Raw genomic sequence first — 14,015 nt, forward strand, 5'->3', positions numbered from 1 at the left:
CACTGCTTCTCCATGGGATTTTGTCCGAAGTCCTATCAACTTCGGACATTTCCAGTGCTTCTCCACCGGATTTTGTCCGAAGGCATGCCATCTTCGGACATTTTCACTGCTTCTCCATCGAATTTTGTCCGAAGGCCTTCCATCTTCGGACATTTTCATTGCTTCTCCACCCTATTTTGTCCGAAGTTTTTTAATTGTTTTTTTGTAAAACAAAAAAACCTAATCGATGGCCCCAAACACAAAGTTTACGAAAAGAGCCTATTTTTAAAAGGAAATCTTCCATCCAATCTAGAATTTAACTTTTCATGCTATTTAACAGAGGTGACCATTATGGAAATCAGAAGATTGAATGCAGGGGATGCGGAGAAATACCGGATCACCCGGCATGAAGCTTTAAGGACTAATCCTGAGGCTTTTAGTTCGAGCTACGAGGATGAAATGTCATATGAAGTGGCGGAATACCGGTACAGACTGGAACGCCAATCTACGTATACTTTTGGAGCGTTAGATCAGGATCGGCTGGTCGGGATTGTGACGCTCGTTCCAGAAGGCAAACAGAAGTTAAAACACCGGGCACCGATTTTTGCGATGTATGTCACTCCTGGTGTGCGTGGCCAGGGCATCGGGCGGTTCCTGATGAATACGGCGCTGAAACAGGCTGCTGAGTTGATGCAGGTTGAGCAGGTGTATCTGACAGTGACAGCCAGCAATGAGGCTGCCAAAAAGCTTTACACCTCCCTTGGGTTTAAAACATATGGGGTAGATAGAAATGCCATGCGCATTGAGGACACTTACTTTGACGACGAACTCATGGTGCTATTTTTATAAAGGCCAGCTTTGGCCTTTTTTTCATGTTTAAATTTCGCTGGAAAAGGAAGTAGATAAGGGATGAGTTTTTTGAAAGGAGACTGCCCATGTTTTTAGATGCATACGTAAACCAGAAAATCCAAGTGAAATTAAGGAACTTCCCCGATAATATGGTTGGGGATATTACAGGAATCTATCAGCCGGACGAGTGGTATCTCGTAAAATTGGTTCATACGGAGAATATGGGGATCTGGGTAGAGAACCCTTGTTATAAGCGGACTCCAATCCAAAAGGAAGATGGAACCGCCATCCCTGCCGAAAGCCAGGTCGAAGAAACCTGCACCACCCATATGTTCCTGCGCTGGGATTACATCGCTTCTGTGATCACATTCCCCGATGCGGACCCGATGGCTGATAAAAAAGCGAAATTGATTGGATTTCAGCCTGATCTTGATTAGCTTAATACAGAAAAACGCTGCCGAGAAATCCGGCAGCGTTTTCTTCTCTTATTACTTGTGGATCAGTACCTTACCGACTGTTCCGTCTGGGCTTGAACCTAGAACACGGAATTTCAGGCCGTAAGATGTGATGTTACGTCCAGCTTGAGGCAGGACTGGTGAAGTGTACTTAGAGCTGTCATCGAAAATCGGCGTCCTTTGTGTTGCGTTATCCGTCAGGACGGATCCAAAGATCGACTTATAATCCAAATACATATTTTCAGTTTTACCCTGGTTGAACGCTGCATCATGGACCTGGTAGCGTGAAGAAGCAAGTGCGCCATCACTCCATCTGTTGATCGTCTGATCTGCGTCAACAACGCCAAGGAATCCGTCACCCGGGTGAACTCCTGTCCAGTTATTATCGAATGCTTCGTCCACATACCAGACAACAAGCCCTGAATCATAAGTCATCAGGCTGGCACCGCGGCGGATATTCTTCAACCCTTCATCCACACCATTGTGTGATCTCCACTCCAATAGGTAGTAATGTTTTGTGGAAGTTTTACCTTCGTGCTTTTTAAAGCCATTCAATGCAAATGTTGTTTCACCCTCAGCACCATCGTTGAAAAGCACAGCACCGTCAGCCGTTACCTTTACATTATCCACAAAGAAGCCATCCATATTTGTGCCCCAGTCCGTCATATAACGGAATTGCAGCTTGACTTTTTGTCCTGCATATTCACTTAAATCCACTGATTCGTGAATCCAGCCATTGCTTGAGCCTGTGTATCCAGGAAGATTTTCCATGATTTCTGGATATCCATCTGACACAATGTCAGAGTCAGTATTTGGTGTTGACAGGGACTTCCAAGTAGCTCCGTTATCCGTAGAAACCTGAACCATCGCATAATCCCAATTATCTTCGATTTGATACCATGCATCATACTCAAGCGTAGCTTTTGATGCGTTTGTTAAGTCCACTACTTTGACCATCTTGTGATCGATTTCATCGCCATTGCCGCCATAATATTCCCATGCACCTGCAGCCGGCTTGTTGATGACCCTTTCCTTATTCGGCAGGTCAACTTTTACTGCATCATTGTTTGTGCCTTTGGAGTTTGCCTGGTCAAGCAATACTTCAGTGCCTTTTTTCGTCACTTCATTCGCATGGACAGTTGTACCAGTCAGCCAGTTGCTGCCAGGCATTGAAGCATGCAGGAATTCCCTTGCATATGGACTGAAGCCCGTAGGTTCTGTTCCTGGAACCTTTCCTGCCCAGCTTCCCGCTGACATGATCGACCAGTACGCAACCGGCTCACCTGCAGAGCTGCTGTAAATGGTGTCATATTCATCTGGTAGTCCAAGGTCATGGCCGTATTCGTGAGCAAATACACCCGCAGCGCCATCAGCTGGTTCGATTGTGTAGTCGTAAGCAGCCATGACACCACCCCAATATGGGACTTCTGCTTTTGTACCCGGTAAAACTTTAACACCTCCAAGGTTCCAACGGTGGGACCAGATCGCATCCGAGCCCAATTGTCCACCGCCAGCTTCCTCACCTACTGAAGAGTGGACCACCATCAAATGGTCGATGAGGCCATCTGGCTCACGGTAATTTCCGTCGCCATCAAGATCATAACGGTCTTCTTTGTCATAATCCTGAAGGTTGACATCTGGATCCTGAGCAGCTGCCAGCAAGGCTTCATAGACTAAGCTGCGAGGAGCTGCATCATTATCAGAGGTATTATTACCACCATAGTATGCAGCTGGATGTTCTGCTTTGTACCATCCTGCAACCTGGCCTCCAATAGAATAGCTTCCGCCAGATTGTTGTTCATAGTATTGCTTTACAGAGATTAAATTCTCTCCATTAGGACCTGCATAACCTTTGTCCCCAAAAATCATATCTGTATAGTGCTCTTTTAAATACTCATCATAAAACATGTCCGTTTCGCCAGGCTGGATATTTGTCGCTGGGAAATCTGGATATTCAATTAATAGTACAAGAACATTATCTTTCCGTTGACCTCCATCCCACTTTTCTTCCTTTACCGGGTCGACGCTTGTCCCTTTTGTTTGCCCGACCTTATTTCCCTTGCCATTAACAAGGCCTGTTGTGTTAAGCTTTTCTTTCAGGGTGCTGTCTAACTCCTTTTCATGGCCGTGAAGCTCGCCATGCTCTTTTGATGAACCACCTGCTCTGTTCTGCAAATATTTCTGCAAAGCCTTCTCTGCTTCCGCTGGCTTTGCATCCTTCGCAATCTTTCCTTCTTTCTTAAGCATTTCTATCAATCTCTCATCGTTCGCGATGCCTAAATCGATTGGTGCTCCTCCATGGGCCTGGTAGCTTTGCTTTTCAACTGCTTTTACTGTCGCCGGTCCCGCAGACGCGAATGAGAGCGTGCTTGCAAGCATAGCAGTCATTGTAATGCTTGACAGGACCTTTAAGCCTAGATTTTTCTTCAATTTCCTACCCCTCTCTTAAAATAGAGTCAGAATATTTAGTACACTACTATTCTACCAATCGGTCAAATTGTTTAAAATAATTCGAATTATCTAATTATTATCCAAAAACCACCCTATACCAATGTTAAACCCACCCTAAAAGACCCATATATTTCGGAACATTGAAATTTAGACACACTAAACTATTTAATTATCAAGATAATTTGTATAATAAAAATTAAGTTCTATTAATCAAGGGAGGCTCCTTATGATAAAAGTCGGAGTGATTGGCCTTGGTGCCATCGGCCAGCGTTTGATAAAAGGGTTTGAAGATCATCCTGAAACGGAGATTGCGGCAATTTGTGATTCGATGGAAAGCAGAGCGAAGGATACGGCTGCAGAGCTTGGCGGGACCCCTTTTTTCACAGATCATCAAGCAATGCTCGATCAGGCTGAGTTGGATTTAGTTTATGTTGCTGTTCCGCCTAAGTTCCATCATCAAGTTGCTTCTGATGTCCTCTCAAAAGGGATACATATTTTATGTGAAAAGCCGCTGGCAAACTCGGTGGAAGAAGCGGAGAGTCTATTGAAACAGGCTGAAGAGGCTGGGGTCATCCATGCGATGAATTTCCCGCTGAATTACAGCGCTGGCAGTAAGTCCTTCGAGAAATTGATTAAGGAAAACTATGTCGGAGAGCTGAGAAGGATTCAGCTGAAGATGCATTTCCCACAATGGCCGCGCCCGTGGCAGCAAAATGCCTGGGTTGCAAGCAAGGAACAGGGCGGCTATGTTTTGGAAGTCGGGGTTCATTTTATCCAGCAGCTTCAAAAAATCTTTGGTGCTGTTAAAGTAAAGGATGTTCATCTGCAGTTTCCAGAAGATTCGCAGGCAAGCGAGAATGCGATTCTGGCAATCTTGCAGCTTGAAGATGGAACGCCGGTTTTGATTGACGGCATGAGCCAGGTTGCCGGAAAAGAGGAAATCGCTTTTACCGCTTTTGGAGACGAGGGTACACTGTCGCTGCTGAACTGGGCCCAGCTTGAGGGCGGCAAGGTAGGCGAAGAAGTCCAGCCATTGGAGGCAGACACTTCCCTGACAGATTCATTGATTGAAAATCTTGTAAAAGCCATCAAGGGCGAACCTGCTGTCATCATCGATTTCAAGGCAGGATATGAAGCACAGATTGTATTAGAACAATTACGAAAAGGTTGAATCTGGAGCGCCCCGCAAGCGCTCCTTTTCCTATTTTTACGAAGGTTCACTTCAACTATAAACTTCTAAATTCCTCAGAATCCATCACCTTTTGAAAAAACAGACTCTTCTCCTGCCTGTACTCTTCCATCCTCTTTCCATGGCAGGAACTCTTCAATTGGTCGTACTCTGTTCTGAGATGTTCATTCTTCATTAAAACATCACGTAATCTCCAAAAGATATCTAAGTCACTATCAATGACGGTTAACTGGATTCCAAGCGGAGGAGTTGCGCAATCATCTTTGAAAGACTGGAATGATTTTGTCTGTGTACTTCCATCATTGATTTCATATATGGCTGAAAGTGCCTCGGCTGTATCCTGAAAATCTTCAGGGCTGACACGTACCTGTATGTCCAGGTCTCCTTTTGTCATACTGCCTGGAATGGCTGTGCTGCCTACATGTTGAACATCCGACCGCGGAATTAATTCCAGGATTCTCTTCTTTGTTTCATTAAATGCTTGTTCTGCAAGATGAAATACTTCTTCAGAATTGGTAAACCGTAGAACTTCCATTCATTCACCATGCTTTCTCACCCATCCAGTATTCCATTGGAATAGGGTTTTATCTTGTTTCACTTCCATGAAAATACTCTTAGGATAAGGCAAGGCCAGTTCAGGCATGTGATCTAAGCTAAAGTAAGCGAGTTCTGCTGTTTCACTATCGACAGGCTCCAGCACTCCTCCCACTGCCTTGCAGTCAAAAACAAAGACTACATATTCCACTTTGTGCCCGTTTGGATATTCGTAGCGGTAATCCTTCCCGCCAAATACCCCAAGTAATTTTTCCGGTACGACATGAAGGCCGGTTTCTTCGCATACTTCACGGACAACTGCTTCTGCAGGGGCTTCGCCTGGTTCGATTGCTCCTGCCGGCAGGCTCCATTTTTCCCCACTCCCTTTGTTTTGGAATAGGATTGCACCTTTTTCATCCCGGATGATTCCGGCCACACTAGGCATGAAAATCAATTCACTGCCCACTTTCTTTCTGAGTTCCTAATAATAATTTGACATTCCCATTCAGATCACCGCCTGTTCATCCATTCGCCACCGCCCCAATTTTTTCCTCCTTTAGGCTAATGCCCTTCACCCTCCGCGGATACCCACATATTTTATAAGGAATTACTTTGTCATTAACAGAAATAAGGAGTGTGCCAAAATGAACCCTTATCAATACTTTTACAGCCCGCAGCAGTTTGACCCTTATACGTATTATGATTATAACTATTCTCAACAGCCAGGTCCCAACGATTATGAAAGACAGCCTGCGCTTGAGCGCAGAGTGACACAGCTTGAACGCCAGTTCCAGGTGCAGAAAACCGAGCTGGACAGACAGAATAGGGAGATTGGACGGCAAAATCGGGAAATCACCCGCCTCAATAAGGAGATTGGACGCCTGAACCAGGAAATATCCAGGCTGAACCAGAACGACGAGCGGCATACACGCCGTTTGAACCGTCTGAATCAGCGGCTTCGTGCAGTCGAAAACCGTTTGAATATCCCATTTACAGCCACTGACGGGGATTTTTAAACACTCAGTTCATTTAATCTCTAACACTTGTTGATTCAAGAAGACAGCAAAGGGCCACAAGTAACTGGTCCTTTGTATATTTTTACCAAATCAATGGGATGATAATTTAAAAATAATCTGCATCTTAATTTGACAAATTTATGCTACTATAAACAAGTATACTTACAATAATCTTTTGGGCATCCGATGCTCATTTTAGGAGTTCAGATATGAAAAAAACGCGATATGTCCTGATCTTTTTCATCCTCAGCATCGTCTGGATTTTCGGGACAAACTATCTGCTTGAACTATATGCACCGACCCCTTTCATTCAAGTGATCGAGCATACAAAGGAAATCCTCTATGTCGTTCTTGCGGGGTGGTTTTTCTACTTCTTCATCTCGAAAATGGAGGAATTGAGCGCATCAAAGGAAGAAGAAAAGCGGCTTTCCACCCTGATTAATTCGATGGTTGATTTCGTTAACTTCAAGGATGGCGAGGGTCGCTGGATCCAGGCCAATAATTTCGGCTTGAAGCTGTTTGATATAGAAAATGTCGATTATCGGGGCAAAAAGGATTCGGAGCTTGCCGAGTACAGCGATTTTTTCGCCGATGCGCTAAGGTATTGTGAAACTTCCGACGAAGAGGCCTGGAAAGCAGGAGGAATCATCCGGGTGGAAGAAGTACTGCCGCAGAAAGATGGCAGCACGAAGACTTTTGATACAATCAAAGTTCCTCTGTATAATGATGACGGCAGCAGGCAGGGACTCGTCATTATCGGCCGTGATATTACCGAGCGGAAAATTGTCGAGAATCTGCTGGAAGAGAGCCGTCAGCAATATCGCTCATTGTTCGAATACAGCCCTGATATCGTCACGATGCTCGACCTGAATGGCACCATTACGAATCTCAATCCACAGTTTGAAAAAATAACCGGATACAGCCGGGACGAATACATCGGTAAAAATCTCTCTGAATGGCTGCCGGATTCCCATAGAGATATGGTACTAAGCAAGGTCAAAAGTGTTGTTGAAGATCGCTGTCCGCAAATGTTCGAACTGGAAATTCAACATAAGAGCGGAAAAACGCTAATTTTCCAAAGCACGTCACTCCCCATCATTGTGAATGACAAGATTGCCGGCATCATCTGCAATTCTCGGGATGTCACCGAATTACGTCAGACGGAGGAACGTCTGCGCAGAACGGACAAGCTATCTGTCGTCGGCGAGCTGTCCGCGAGTGTCGCGCACGAAATCCGCAATCCGCTCACATCTTTGAAAGGACTCGTCCAGCTGTTGCAAATGGAGGATGAGCGGCATCAGCTGTATTATCAGATCATGATTGATGAACTGAACAGGATCAATCATATCGTCAGCGAACTGCTGCTCCTGGCCAAGCCACAGCAGATTAAATATACGGAAGCAGATTTACAGGTGATCTTGAACGATGTCATTTCTTTGTTAAAAACGGAGGCCAGCCTGCATAATATCCAAATTGAGTTCGATGCAAGGGCAGAGCCAGTGATAATCGAGTGCGAACCTAACCAGCTGAAGCAGCTGTTCATCAATATCGTCAAAAATGCGATCGAGGCATCTTCAGCAGAGGATGTTGTCCTGCTTTCACTGCAAAGCTCCGACAATCATGCTACCGTTCGAATTAAAGATGAGGGTATTGGAATTTCAAAAGAGTTGCTTGAAAGAATTGGCGAGCCTTTCTATTCCTCCAAGGAAAAAGGCACCGGCCTTGGGATGACCGTCAGCTTCAAGATTGTCCAATCCCACAACGGTACGATCAAATTCAACAGCGAGCCTGAAAAAGGAACCGAGGTCATTGTTCAATTGCCGATTAAACAAGAAGGCAAAGTGACAAAAGTCGGAAAAACCCATTAAAAACGCGAAAGGACTCTGTCCTCTCGCGTTTTTGTGTGGCTGCGTATAATTAATCCTCATCCTTGATATCAATATCCTCGGGCACCGGTTCGTTCATAACTTCTTCCACCAGCTTTTTATATTTCTCGACCTGCTTTAAGTGCGTGTTGAACTGGTCTTTATAAATCAAATAGTGGTCCCCATCATGGATTGCTCTGATTTTTCTTTGGAAAATCAGTTTTTCCACCTGTGCTTCCGGCATCGATAAATATTCTGCTGCTTCTTTAACGGTCAAGTACACTTTCGCTCATCCCTTTTTCGTATGTTTGTCAGCGAGCTGGTCAACAAGCTTCTCAGCTGTCCTTCTGTAAAAATTGCTGATGTTAATCATGGAAGCAATCAGCAAAATCGTTTCCAGCTCTTCGGAGTCCTCAGCATCCAATTTCTTTACTTCTGCTTTTGCATCTTTTTCCCTCTCCAGCACATCCTGATTGAAAACCTCAATATTCTTCTCGTGGAGATTCAAATAGCTGCGGTAGAACTGGTCCAGCGGAAATTCACCGGACTCTGTCCTGCTGTTGATCCCTTCCAGTGTCTGCTTGATATCCTGGATGGAAAGGCCGCCCTTCAGCTGGTAAATCAGGCTGATCAGGATGAGATGCTCTTTTGAGTACTTCTTGTTTTTTATTGGAAAGAAGAGTTTTCCCTTAGCATAATTGTTGATCATTGTCTTCGTAAGGACTTTTTCTTCCTCATTCCTTGTTGAGTTTCCGAAATTCTTTTCGAACAGCTGGATGACCTGGTCCATGTAAAGATCAATTCCAGGAATATCTTCAAGCGCGATATTATTTTCAAGGCCGAGATCGGCAAGCAATTCTGCTAAATTGTTCAATTGAATCCCTCATGTTTTTATTTTTAGTATAAATCAAAAAAACACAAACGTAAACCTTGACTACATGTTATTATGGTTATATCATTATAAGTAGTTATTAAAACTATATGATGAAATGTGGAGGTTTTACAATGAACAGCTTTATCCGTGAACCGATTAACGGTCTGACACACCTGGCCGGTGCTTTTCTTTCCTTTGTTGGACTGCTGGCACTTGTCATCAAAGCTTCGTTGACGACAGGCTCGGCTCTGGCCATCTCTTCGGTAATCATCTTTGGCATCAGCATGATTCTTCTATATACAGCATCCGCTACTTACCACATGGTGATCAGCAAGGACAGTGTGATTGCCTTCCTTCGGAGGATCGATCATTCAATGATCTTTGTACTGATGGCCGGATCCTATACACCTTTTTGCCTGATCAGCTTAAATGGAGTGACAGGCTGGACGCTGTTCGGCATCATTACGTTTGCTGCTGTCTGCGGAATCCTCTTTAAAATGATTTGGTTCAGGAGTCCGAGGTGGCTTTCGACCTCCATTTATATCATCATGGGCTGGATGGTCATTTTCGTAGTCTCTCCCCTTTCCTCCGTCCTGAGTCCCGGCGGTATTTTCTGGCTCGTAACCGGCGGAATCATGTACACCATCGGCGGCGTCATCTACGCTTTAAAACCAGAAATCCTGCGTTCAAAGCATCTTGGTTTCCATGAGATTTTCCACATCTTCATCATGCTCGGAAGCCTTGCACATTTCCTGAGTGTCTATCTGTATGTTTTGTAAAAAAGGTGCCTGCACATTTGCGCAGGCACCTTCTCGAATTTTAATAAAAGCTGTTTTCGCATTGATTGTTGCTTTTCTCATGTAACCTTGAAACCAACAAAGTTTACGAAAAGATCCTTAATAAAACATCCGTCTCCGCTGTTTGACAGCAGGCTGGTATTTCCTCATCGGACCGTAGTCGAGGACTTCCTTCAAGTAATAATCACCGTTCGGATTTTGCTGTTTCAGCAGTTCAGTCAAATATGTAATGTCATCCATCGCCCGGTGCGTCTGGTATTTCGAGATGTTATGCGCCTGCAGCAGCGTCAGGAGTTTGCTATTCGGGAAGCCATGGTTTTTCCATTGCACATTTTTCATTGTGCAATACCATTTCATCTCATTGACCTCTGGATACATCCTGAATAAAAAGCTGCGGTCGAATGATGCATTATGGGCAAAAATCGCATCGGTGCGGTTGAAATATTCGATGATTTTTTCATCATAAAATGTCTTGCCCCTGACGAGATCATAGGAAATCCCATGAATCCTGTATGCTCTGTCATAATTGCTTTGTGCTGTCTTGGACAGCGGTTCTCTTAAGTAAGAGTCCTCATCAAGAATATCAATGATCTCTCCTGTTTCCTCGTGAAAAGAAAACAGCTTCAGCGCCAATTCGATGATTTCATCTGAATCGGGACCCAGTCCAGTTGTCTCTACGTCCACTACCAATCCGAGCTTGCTATCTGTGTTCAATCATGTCACCCATTTCAGCTGGAATATATGAATCTATTTATTATCATATCGGAGGTTTTCCTCCATTTCCAGCTTTAGCAAAGGCAATGAAATCATTTCCAGCTTACAGCTTGTTCACCATCTCTACCCGGTGTGCTGCGTTCTTCATGAAAATTTTCAGCAAAGCAAACCCAATCGCTGCTCCGGCAACCGAGCTCGCCAAAAAGGCAGGGACAAGACCGAATAAGGCTGCCTCCTTGCCAAGAAACAGTGTCGCGATCGGGTAGCAGGCAATCGCCCCAAGAATTCCAGTGCCAACAACCTCGCCTGCAAACGCATATCCCATTTTTTTCGTCTTTTTGTATAGATAGGCAGCCAGGAATGCGCCAATCATGCTGCCCGGAAAAGCGAACACCGAGCCGGTGCCCATTAGATTCCGCAACAACGATATCCCTAGAGCCTGCACTACTGCATAATACGGCCCGAGCAGGACGGCGGCTAATACATTGATAAAATGCTGCACCGGAAATACCTTGACGATGCCAAGCGGGATGAACAGCATATGGCTGGTCAGCGTGCCAATCGCCATGAACATGGCAGTTAAAGTTAACTTTTGTGTATTCTTCATGTTTCTCTACTCCTTAATGAAAGATTTTGCCTCTTAATCTAGCAGCCGCTTCTTCGACGCTTTCCGAAAGACTGATGGCGGTTATGACCGAAACACCGTCCGCTCCAGCTTCGATGACAGCTGAAGCATTATCTGCGTTGATGCCGCCAATTCCTACAATCGGAATGCCAAAGCCTTTCATTTCTTCAAGCAAAGCTGTTCCCTGCACAGGTCTTGTGTCTTTCTTGGTTGAAGTCGGAAAAATCGGGCCGACGCCAAAATAGTCTGCACCGGCACGCCGGGCTTTTTCTGCTTCTTCGACGCTGTGTACGGAAACACCCAGGATCTTATCGCCGATTCTTTCGCGAACGAGCAAAGCCTGTTCATCCTCCTGGCCGATATGGACACCATCCGCATCCAGTTCAAGCGCCAGCTCGATGTCATCGTTGACGATGAACGGTATGCCGTTTTCCTTGCAAACCATTTGCAAGCTCCTCCCCAGCTCCCTTTTCTCCTCTCCAGTTAGGCAGCCTGCCCCTTTTTCCCGATATTGAAAAAGGGTAATGCCTCCGCGTATTGCTTCTTCTACGACACGTTTTGGCTCCTTCAGGCAATTCGTGCTGCCTGCAATGAAATAAACCTTCAGCAGTCTCCTCATTTGTTCAGGACTGATTCTTGCCATGATTCGCTCTCACTTTCCTGTTTAAACTTATAAGCCCAGTGGTTCGTCGGTCCATGCCCACTGCCAATCTCAAGTGGATGGGCAATCGCAGCCTGGATGAAATCCTTTGCCAGAGCGACTGCATCATGGACAGCTTCCCCTTTCGCCAACTGTGCGGTTATAGCCGCTGAAAAAGTGCAGCCGGTTCCATGGGTGTTCCTCGTTTCAATCCTTGCTGTAGAAAAGTACGCAAATTCCGTTCCGTCAAACAGCACGTCTACTGATTCATTGGCATCGTCGTCATGGCCCCCTTTTATGACGATGTTCTTTGCTCCCAGAGCATGAATTCTCCGTGCTGCTTCCTTCTTCTCCTGCTCACTCCTTATGGACATCCCAGTGAGGACTTCAGCTTCAGGAATATTAGGAGTGATGACGAGGCAGAGCGGCAGCAAGTGCTTTTTCAAAGCGGCAACCGCTTCCTGCTGAAGCAGCGGTGCCCCTCCTTTCGCGATCATGACAGGGTCGACAACCACCTTATCCCAGCCAAATGACTTTATTTTTCCAGCGACAGCCTCAATGATTTCAGCATTGAAGAGCATCCCTGTTTTCAACGCATCCGTACCGATGTCCTCTCCCACAGACTGGATTTGCTTGGCAACGGCCTCTGCCTCCATCGGGTAAACCCCTTGGACGCCAAGTGTGTTCTGAGCGGTAACAGCCGTCAGTGCCGACATCCCGAAAACATTCAGTTCCTGAAACGTCTTAAGGTCAGCCTGAATTCCTGCACCGCCGCCGCTGTCCGATCCCGCAATTGTCAATGCCTTATACATATCAATCTACCTCCTTTTGGAAGAATGAACATTTACTGATAAGATCCTCTGCACCAACCAAGTAAAGCTGATTCAAAAGTTCAATCTGAAAGCTTCCTGGTCCCTGTTCACTGCATTTTTCTGCAGCAATTTCAGCAGCCACTCCATAAAACGAAACAGCTGCAGCTGCGGCATGAAGATGATTCTTTTCTACAGCCGCAAACGCTCCGATGAGTGACGTAAGCAGGCAACCTGTACCCGTTACCTTTGTCAGCAGCCGATGACCGGTATGGTTGATGAATATAGAACGGCCATCGGTAATGATGTCTTCTTTCCCAGTGAGGACGACAATCGACTTCAATTTTTTGGCCGCCGAAATGGCAAGTTCAGAAACATCACCGCCTGATTCTCCGGCATCCACTCCGCGAATATCCCACTTTTCCCCGGCAATATTGGCAATCTCGGCTGCATTTCCTCTAACGATCGCAATCTCCAATTCTTCCAGCAGCTTCCTGGCGGTTTCAGTTCGATAGGCAGTCGCCCCTGCTCCTACGGGATCAAGGATGACTGGCACTCCAACCTCGTTTGCCGCTTTCCCGGCAATGAGCATCGCTTCCACCACGTCTGGCTTTAATGTACCAATGTTCAGCACAAGGCTGCCTGCAATTCCAGCCATCTCGGCAGCTTCCTCATGGGCATAGGCCATTACTGGCGAAGCCCCCAGTGCCAGCAGGCCATTGGCGGTGAAATTTGTGACCACCACATTTGTGATGTTATGGACGAGCGGTTTCTCCCGGCGGACCCTGTCCAGCAGTTCAGCAATCTCTTTCTTTTCCATTCTCTTAACCTCCTTAAAAATAAAAAAGCCAGATCCACAAAAGGACCTGGCTTAAAAGCAAAGTAAGAAGAAATCTCTCACACTACTTTCCTACGCTGGTATTACCCAGATCAGGTCCGAAGGGTCAAAAAACTGACTGTTTTTCTCTCAGCCCGAAACAGGGCACCCCTAGTAGTACAACGAATATTCAACTAATTTCATCCTAGCCTTAACTCTTATATATGTAAAGCGAAAGATTCCTATTCAGCTATTTTTGTCTTTGGATTCAGGGACCTTTCCCTCAGTAAGATCATCAAAAGGTGTATAGTGGTTGCTCGGCATTTTTCCAGAGCGGATCATTTTAAAAATGGAATAGAATACGACAGCGATTACGAAAAATAAAAAGATGTACCCCAATT

Annotated in this window: 17 protein-coding genes and 1 riboswitch; of the genes, 6 read left to right on the plus strand and 11 right to left on the minus strand. The window is 45.5% G+C overall.

Annotated elements, in window-relative coordinates; translation table 11 throughout:
- Positions 1-330: 330 nt before the first annotated feature.
- Both EJA10_RS12030 and EJA10_RS12035 read left to right on the plus strand, forming a co-directional pair.
- Positions 331-828, plus strand: a complete 498-nt coding sequence (locus EJA10_RS12030; RefSeq protein WP_125480265.1) for a GNAT family N-acetyltransferase — start codon at positions 331-333, stop codon at positions 826-828.
- 86 nt (positions 829-914) lie between these two features.
- Positions 915-1,265: a hypothetical protein gene (locus EJA10_RS12035; RefSeq protein ID WP_125480266.1), complete on the plus strand. Its 351-nt coding sequence runs from the start codon at positions 915-917 to the stop codon at positions 1,263-1,265.
- A gap of 51 nt (positions 1,266-1,316) precedes the next feature.
- Here the strand turns inward: EJA10_RS12035 and EJA10_RS12040 are convergent, their stop codons facing one another.
- Complete coding sequence (locus tag EJA10_RS12040; protein WP_125480555.1) at positions 1,317-3,671, minus strand: immune inhibitor A domain-containing protein; 2,355 nt, start codon at positions 3,669-3,671, stop codon at positions 1,317-1,319.
- 289 nt (positions 3,672-3,960) lie between these two features.
- Between EJA10_RS12040 and EJA10_RS12045 the strand changes: the two genes are divergently transcribed.
- Entirely contained in the window at positions 3,961-4,905 is a 945-nt protein-coding gene (locus tag EJA10_RS12045) for a Gfo/Idh/MocA family protein (RefSeq protein WP_125480267.1), read from the plus strand.
- A 55-nt stretch (positions 4,906-4,960) separates the two neighbouring features.
- On the opposite strand, the gene EJA10_RS12050 is transcribed toward EJA10_RS12045, so the two are convergent.
- The gene (locus EJA10_RS12050; protein WP_125480268.1) at positions 4,961-5,458 is read right to left on the minus strand and encodes a GrpB family protein; all 498 of its coding nucleotides are present in this window, start codon (positions 5,456-5,458) and stop codon (positions 4,961-4,963) included.
- Positions 5,459-5,902 carry an NUDIX domain-containing protein gene (locus EJA10_RS12055; protein ID WP_246017792.1) on the minus strand — a complete coding sequence of 148 codons (444 nt, stop codon included), beginning with the start codon at positions 5,900-5,902 and terminating at the stop codon, positions 5,459-5,461.
- Between the two features lie 199 nt (positions 5,903-6,101).
- Between EJA10_RS12055 and EJA10_RS12060 the strand changes: the two genes are divergently transcribed.
- The gene (locus EJA10_RS12060) at positions 6,102-6,473 is read left to right on the plus strand and encodes a hypothetical protein (protein ID WP_125480269.1); all 372 of its coding nucleotides are present in this window, start codon (positions 6,102-6,104) and stop codon (positions 6,471-6,473) included.
- A 209-nt stretch (positions 6,474-6,682) separates the two neighbouring features.
- Positions 6,683-8,341, plus strand: a complete 1,659-nt coding sequence (locus EJA10_RS12065) for a PAS domain S-box protein (RefSeq protein WP_125480270.1) — start codon at positions 6,683-6,685, stop codon at positions 8,339-8,341.
- Positions 8,342-8,390: 49 nt separating this feature from the next.
- On the opposite strand, the gene EJA10_RS12070 is transcribed toward EJA10_RS12065, so the two are convergent.
- Together EJA10_RS12070 and EJA10_RS12075 are read right to left on the minus strand one after the other, a co-directional pair.
- Complete coding sequence (locus EJA10_RS12070; protein WP_125480271.1) at positions 8,391-8,621, minus strand: excisionase family DNA-binding protein; 231 nt, start codon at positions 8,619-8,621, stop codon at positions 8,391-8,393.
- Positions 8,622-8,627: 6 nt separating this feature from the next.
- Positions 8,628-9,212: a DUF1836 domain-containing protein gene (locus EJA10_RS12075; RefSeq protein ID WP_125480272.1), complete on the minus strand. Its 585-nt coding sequence runs from the start codon at positions 9,210-9,212 to the stop codon at positions 8,628-8,630.
- Positions 9,213-9,343: 131 nt separating this feature from the next.
- Between EJA10_RS12075 and trhA the strand changes: the two genes are divergently transcribed.
- Positions 9,344-9,991, plus strand: coding sequence for a PAQR family membrane homeostasis protein TrhA (gene trhA / locus EJA10_RS12080; protein ID WP_125480273.1), 648 nt, complete (start codon positions 9,344-9,346; stop codon positions 9,989-9,991).
- A 117-nt stretch (positions 9,992-10,108) separates the two neighbouring features.
- Here trhA and EJA10_RS12085 read toward each other — a convergent pair whose 3' ends face one another.
- The 6 genes from EJA10_RS12085 to EJA10_RS23355 all read right to left on the minus strand — a co-directional run bounded on the left by EJA10_RS12085 (position 10,109) and on the right by EJA10_RS23355 (position 14,013).
- Positions 10,109-10,723, minus strand: coding sequence for an exonuclease domain-containing protein (locus EJA10_RS12085; RefSeq protein ID WP_125480274.1), 615 nt, complete (start codon positions 10,721-10,723; stop codon positions 10,109-10,111).
- A 103-nt stretch (positions 10,724-10,826) separates the two neighbouring features.
- On the minus strand, positions 10,827-11,330 hold the full coding sequence (gene thiW / locus EJA10_RS12090; protein WP_125480275.1) for an energy coupling factor transporter S component ThiW: 504 nt from the start codon (positions 11,328-11,330) through the stop codon (positions 10,827-10,829).
- A 13-nt stretch (positions 11,331-11,343) separates the two neighbouring features.
- The gene (gene thiE, locus EJA10_RS12095) at positions 11,344-11,991 is read right to left on the minus strand and encodes a thiamine phosphate synthase (protein WP_125480276.1); all 648 of its coding nucleotides are present in this window, start codon (positions 11,989-11,991) and stop codon (positions 11,344-11,346) included.
- Positions 11,964-12,800 (minus strand): bifunctional hydroxymethylpyrimidine kinase/phosphomethylpyrimidine kinase, encoded by an 837-nt coding sequence (thiD, locus tag EJA10_RS12100; RefSeq protein WP_125480277.1) that lies wholly within the window; start codon positions 12,798-12,800, stop codon positions 11,964-11,966. Before thiD ends, thiE begins: the two co-directional genes overlap by 28 nt.
- A 1-nt stretch (position 12,801) precedes the next feature.
- Positions 12,802-13,617 (minus strand): hydroxyethylthiazole kinase, encoded by an 816-nt coding sequence (gene thiM / locus EJA10_RS12105; RefSeq protein WP_125480278.1) that lies wholly within the window; start codon positions 13,615-13,617, stop codon positions 12,802-12,804.
- 70 nt (positions 13,618-13,687) lie between these two features.
- Positions 13,688-13,797: riboswitch (TPP riboswitch) on the minus strand.
- A 63-nt stretch (positions 13,798-13,860) separates the two neighbouring features.
- On the minus strand, positions 13,861-14,013 hold the full coding sequence (locus EJA10_RS23355; protein WP_170169121.1) for a hypothetical protein: 153 nt from the start codon (positions 14,011-14,013) through the stop codon (positions 13,861-13,863).
- Between the last annotated feature and the right edge of the window lie 2 nt (positions 14,014-14,015).

Origin of the sequence: Mesobacillus subterraneus (genome assembly GCF_003937825.1) — a bacterium.
In the GTDB taxonomy this organism is placed as follows: domain Bacteria; phylum Bacillota; class Bacilli; order Bacillales; family Cytobacillaceae; genus Mesobacillus; species Mesobacillus subterraneus.

Excerpts from the sequence above, each read along its gene's own strand:
- EJA10_RS12030 (WP_125480265.1), top strand. The coding sequence starts at position 331 with ATGGAAATCAGAAGATTGAATGCAGGGGATGCGGAGAAATACCGGATC.
- EJA10_RS12035 (WP_125480266.1), top strand. The coding sequence starts at position 915 with ATGTTTTTAGATGCATACGTAAACCAGAAAATCCAAGTGAAATTAAGG.
- EJA10_RS12040 (WP_125480555.1), bottom strand. The coding sequence starts at position 3,671 with ATGACTGCTATGCTTGCAAGCACGCTCTCATTCGCGTCTGCGGGACCG.
- EJA10_RS12045 (WP_125480267.1), top strand. The coding sequence starts at position 3,961 with ATGATAAAAGTCGGAGTGATTGGCCTTGGTGCCATCGGCCAGCGTTTG.
- EJA10_RS12050 (WP_125480268.1), bottom strand. The coding sequence starts at position 5,458 with ATGGAAGTTCTACGGTTTACCAATTCTGAAGAAGTATTTCATCTTGCA.
- EJA10_RS12055 (WP_246017792.1), bottom strand. The coding sequence starts at position 5,902 with ATGCCTAGTGTGGCCGGAATCATCCGGGATGAAAAAGGTGCAATCCTA.
- EJA10_RS12060 (WP_125480269.1), top strand. The coding sequence starts at position 6,102 with ATGAACCCTTATCAATACTTTTACAGCCCGCAGCAGTTTGACCCTTAT.
- EJA10_RS12065 (WP_125480270.1), top strand. The coding sequence starts at position 6,683 with ATGAAAAAAACGCGATATGTCCTGATCTTTTTCATCCTCAGCATCGTC.
- trhA (WP_125480273.1), top strand. The coding sequence starts at position 9,344 with ATGAACAGCTTTATCCGTGAACCGATTAACGGTCTGACACACCTGGCC.
- thiW (WP_125480275.1), bottom strand. The coding sequence starts at position 11,330 with ATGAAGAATACACAAAAGTTAACTTTAACTGCCATGTTCATGGCGATT.
- thiE (WP_125480276.1), bottom strand. The coding sequence starts at position 11,991 with ATGGCAAGAATCAGTCCTGAACAAATGAGGAGACTGCTGAAGGTTTAT.
- thiD (WP_125480277.1), bottom strand. The coding sequence starts at position 12,800 with ATGTATAAGGCATTGACAATTGCGGGATCGGACAGCGGCGGCGGTGCA.
- thiM (WP_125480278.1), bottom strand. The coding sequence starts at position 13,617 with ATGGAAAAGAAAGAGATTGCTGAACTGCTGGACAGGGTCCGCCGGGAG.